Here is a 4,261-nt window from a genome sequence, read left to right as displayed (position 1 = left end):
GTCCATCGCCCGTTCATGGTGTTGCATGTTCCCCATGAGGATGCCGATGGGCCGGTTCTGCGAGCGAATCGGCGCGATGACGATGGACCGGGTTCGAATCACCTCGCCCGGCGCTTTCGGCCAGTGAGGATGCGTGTTGGGGTCGGCGATGAAGATTGGCTCGTTCTTGTCGAAACTCTCGGCGAAAGGCGGCGGGAGCGGGAGCTCGCCCGAGCGGATGCGCGAAAGGAAGCTCTCGGCGAACTCCGGCGGATCCCGGGGAAAGCAAATCGAGCGGACTGAGAACGAACCGTCCTGATGAAGCAAGAGGATGCCGCGGTCGAACTCGAGGCTCTCGGTCAGAAGACGGGGGACCTCATCGAGAAGCTCCCGCTCGTCGCGGATACGGGAGAATCGGTTGCTGACATCGTTGAGCGCGGCGAGCTGACGGTTCGCGAACTCGAGCCGTTCGAGGTCACGCCTCGCCGGTTGTTGGAGGGCCTGGTGAAGCGCGAGCTCGAGCTCAGTGGTCCGCACCGGCCGAGTCAAGAAGCGACAGACGCCCAACTTCGCCGCATCTCGCGCCAGGGCGACGGCCTCGTGCCCTGCCACCACCAGCAGGGGAATTCGGGAGACAGCGCTCGCCACCCGTTCGAGCGTCGCCCGATCCGACACCGTATCGAGCTCGCAAATCACGACGTTCGGGACGCGCGATTGGATTTCCGCGGAAACCGACGCGAGAGGCGCGGTGCGGACGTCGATGCCTCTTTCCTTCAAGCGCCGGGTGGGGCTCCGTCCACTGCCGGGCCGGCTTTCGAGATAGAGGACGTCGAGTGGCAGCATGCACCCCGCAAACCTGAAGCGATATTAGCGAGTCTCGCGGGAAAACCAAAGCGGAAGGGTGTTTATCCCCTACAAATGCGGATGGGAGGAGTTCACATTTCACCTCGCGCCGGAGCTCTCCTGGCTTTCACCCATGAAGCTCACGAAATCGGACATCGGAACCACGGGCCCGTGGACGGGCACGATGGTCTCGACGTCCAGTTTCAGGCGTTTCATATTGTCGTAGAAAGTCCGATTGCTTCGATTGGGGGTGGCGGGCGGCCGGTCACGCGACGGAGAGTAGAGATCCGCTTCGACTACGATCTTCTCCTTGGGAAGATAGGCGATGACCATTCCCGCGCTGTGATTGAGGCCCTGGATCCGGTGAAGCTCCAGGTTTCGCGTACCGTCGCTCACGACGTATTTTTCCCGGAAAGTCTCGAAGGTGTAGCCCTCCGCGATCTCCTCGGGCGGATAGAGGGACAAGCGGTCCGGCTTCTGGATCCACCGTCGGGCGACCACGAGCTCTTCGTAATAGGCGCGATTGCCCTCGTGCGCGATGACGGTGGCACCATCGTGAATATAGGCCCGCAGGCCACCGATGTGGTCCCAGTGATGGTGCGTCGTTACCAGAAATCGTATCGGTTTCTCCGGCATGAGCCTCGCGACTTCATCGATGACCGCCAGTGATCGCTCCTCGTCCAGAGGAGCCTCGACGACGACGGTGTAATCGCGGAACTCGACCGCCAGGCTGTTGTGAGAGGAGCCTCCCAGATACCACACTCCGTCCGCCAGTCGTTGCGACTCCACGCGAACCGGCGGGACGATCGCTTCGCGTACCGCCGCTGGAACGTCGAGAGCGGCGTCATCCACGTTCACCTCGACGTCGGTCACGTTGAGTCCAAAGGCATGGTCGCCGCCGCTGACGTTCGGAAGCCGCTCGTTATCATCGATGTCCTGGTGCTGATGGAAAGTGGGGAGCTTCACGCCCCCGAAATCTCGATAGTCCGTGTAGACGTTCTCGTAATACATGTCCCCGACCACCGGATTGGGAACCCAGGTTTGTACCCGGGCCACGAGATGGTCACTCGTGATGGTGCCGTTCACCTGGTATTTGCCGAGCGCGGTGAACGAGACCACGGTCACGCGTTCTCCGTATTCGTTTCGGGTGATTGCTGTGGGGTTTCCCGCCATGGCGGCTTTGAGAAAGCCGTGCGGCGTGAGCCAGATTTCGAGCTGTCGCACCTCGGCGGCGGTCGGGGCTGGAACGACCGCGTCACCTTGGAGGTTCCAGGCGTAATCCCCGCTGACCAGGAGAGTCTGATGCCGTTCACCCTCGATGGGCGTTCCTCCTCCACCGCGAGGAGGATTGTTCCCCTGGACGAGAACCATTTCCTCCTTCGAGGATCGAGTCTCGAAGTCAATGGTTCGGATGTACCGGGGCATATCGAAACGAGGCCAGTCGAGATCCGGCCTGAAGCTCTGGCCGACCGCTCCTCTCCATCCCGTCCCGGAATAACGAATCGATTTCAATTGCGTGGCTCCGATGGCCTCGGCAGCAGACTGCAATACACTCCGCGCATCCTGCCCGACTGCGGTCCCGACGAGGAGTGCCTGCACCACACAAAAACTCAGCAGTCGATTTGTCATGACGCCTCCTGACCGCCCAAGTCTCCTCAGCGCCGACTCCCGCACCCCCCGGCGCGGAGGCGCGGATCGTAGCATGCCGTCCCAGGCCATTCGACCTTGGAGAAGAATGACGTTTGAAGTGCGGAAATGAACCTTTCCCTTGAATACCTCGTATCACAAAGGGTAGGATCGCGAGGGATGAAAAGAGAAACGCTGAAGGGTCACCTGGATCTTCTTCTCCTGGCGGTAGTTAGCACCGGCGCGTCCCACGGCTACCAAATCGCTCGTCGGCTCGCGCAGGCGAGCGGTAACGCTTTGGAGCTTCCCGAGGGAACTCTATACCCGGCCCTTCACCGGCTGGAATCCAAAGGGCTTCTGGAGAGCTCCTGGGCGGAGGTTGGTGGGCGCCGCCGCCGCGTGTACAGCCTGACGGAATCGGGGAAAGAAGCCCTGGCTCAGGAGCGTCTGGCGTGGGGAAGCTTCGCCCAGGCGGTCGAGTCGGTCTTGGATACGGTATGAGCCCGACCTTCGGAAATTCCCGAAAGCTTCACGCGTTCCTACGCGCGCTGAGAAAGGAGCTCGCCTCCCGGTTTCGTGTCGAGCCGAGCCACCCGGGTATCGAGCGCATCCTCGACGAAGCCGAGGCGCATCTCGAGGACGCGATCGCCGAGCTGGTCGGGGGCGGCGCCTCCGTCGACGGCGCGACCGCCACGGCCCTTTCCCGGTTCGGAACCCCCTCTCGCGTGGCTCGGGCTTATGGGGCTCTCGAAACGCCGAGCTTCATCGATCCCCACGCAGGCGTTCCCGCGTGGCGTCTCGTCCTCCGAAGCTTTCGAGAACGGATGGATTGGAATCGCTGGCAATGGATCACCGACATCCGTCTCGCGATACGTTTCCTGTCGAAGAGCCGGGCCTACACACTCGCTTTCGTGCTGACGCTCGGGCTGGGTATCGGCGCCAACACGGCGATCTTCAGCGTGGTGCACGGGGTCTGGCTTCATCCGCTTCCGTATCGCAATGAGGATCGCCTCGTTTACCTGCGTCACGCCGCCAACATCGCGGGGATCGACAACGTGCTCTTCTCCGTCTCGGAGATCAAGGACTACCGCGAGCAGAGTCGGAGCTTCGACGGCATCACCGAGTTCTCCGCCATGACGTTCAACATGATCGGACTCGACGAGCCGAAGCTGGTTCGCGCCGGCATCGTGACCGGTAACTACTTCGACGTCATGGGACTCGGCGCTCGCCTGGGCCGGGTGATCTCGAGCCACGACGACGGCGAGGCCGCGCCTGCCGTCGCGGTCCTCACTTACGACTATTGGCTGCGCCAGTTCGCTGGCGACCCCGAAGTGGTCGGTCGCCAGGTCACGATGAACGACCGGAGCGTCGCGATCGTAGGGGTCGCGGAGCCGGCGCCCCCCTATCCCGAGCGCACGGATCTCTACGTCAATCTGGTCGCGAGCCCTCACCATCTGAGCGCGAGCATGGTCGACGATCGCACCCACCGCATGACGGAGGTGTTCGCGCGTCTTGCACCGGATACGACCCTGCAATCCGCGCGGGTGGAGATCGAGGAAATCACCCGCCGACTGCACGAGGCCTACCCCGAGATCTACGACACGACCCATGGCTACGACGTTTCTCTGTCGCTCCTGCGCGAGCAGCTCGCCGCCACCGCGCGGCCAACGCTCCTCATGCTGTTGGGGGTGGCCGCCTTTGTCCTCGTGATCGCCTGCGCGAACGTGGCCAACCTGACTCTTGCCCGTGTCATTCGCCGTCACGACGAGTGGGCGCTACGCGTGTCGCTCGGGGCGAGACCCCGCATCCTCCG

4 protein-coding genes are annotated in these 4,261 nt (G+C 62.7%); 2 read left to right on the top strand and 2 right to left on the bottom strand.

All coding sequences use genetic code 11. The annotated features are described in order from the left end of the window. Together VEK15_18880 and VEK15_18875 are read right to left on the bottom strand one after the other, a co-directional pair. On the bottom strand, positions 1 to 822 hold an 822-nt coding region (locus VEK15_18880), incomplete at its 3' end, for a GAF domain-containing protein (protein HXV62771.1). 99 nt (positions 823 to 921) lie between these two features. Then, complete coding sequence (locus tag VEK15_18875) at positions 922 to 2,451, bottom strand: MBL fold metallo-hydrolase (protein HXV62770.1); 1,530 nt, start codon at positions 2,449 to 2,451, stop codon at positions 922 to 924. 177 nt (positions 2,452 to 2,628) lie between these two features. Between VEK15_18875 and VEK15_18870 the strand changes: the two genes are divergently transcribed. Together VEK15_18870 and VEK15_18865 are read left to right on the top strand one after the other, a co-directional pair. After that, entirely contained in the window at positions 2,629 to 2,949 is a 321-nt protein-coding gene (locus VEK15_18870; GenBank protein ID HXV62769.1) for a PadR family transcriptional regulator, read from the top strand. Then, a partial coding sequence (locus VEK15_18865) for an ABC transporter permease (protein HXV62768.1) occupies positions 2,946 to 4,261 on the top strand: 1,316 nt, incomplete at its 3' end. The genes VEK15_18870 and VEK15_18865, both read left to right, overlap by 4 nt.

It is taken from the genome of Vicinamibacteria bacterium (assembly GCA_035620555.1).
Taxonomy (GTDB): domain Bacteria; phylum Acidobacteriota; class Vicinamibacteria; order Marinacidobacterales; family SMYC01; genus DASPGQ01.
The sequence above is the reverse complement of the archived record's forward strand: the minus strand, read 5'-3'. Positions and strand labels throughout refer to the sequence as shown.

Bases quoted from the DNA above. Each gene is read 5' to 3' on its own strand.
- VEK15_18875 (HXV62770.1), bottom strand. From the start codon at position 2,451: ATGACAAATCGACTGCTGAGTTTTTGTGTGGTGCAGGCACTCCTCGTC.
- VEK15_18870 (HXV62769.1), top strand. From the start codon at position 2,629: ATGAAAAGAGAAACGCTGAAGGGTCACCTGGATCTTCTTCTCCTGGCG.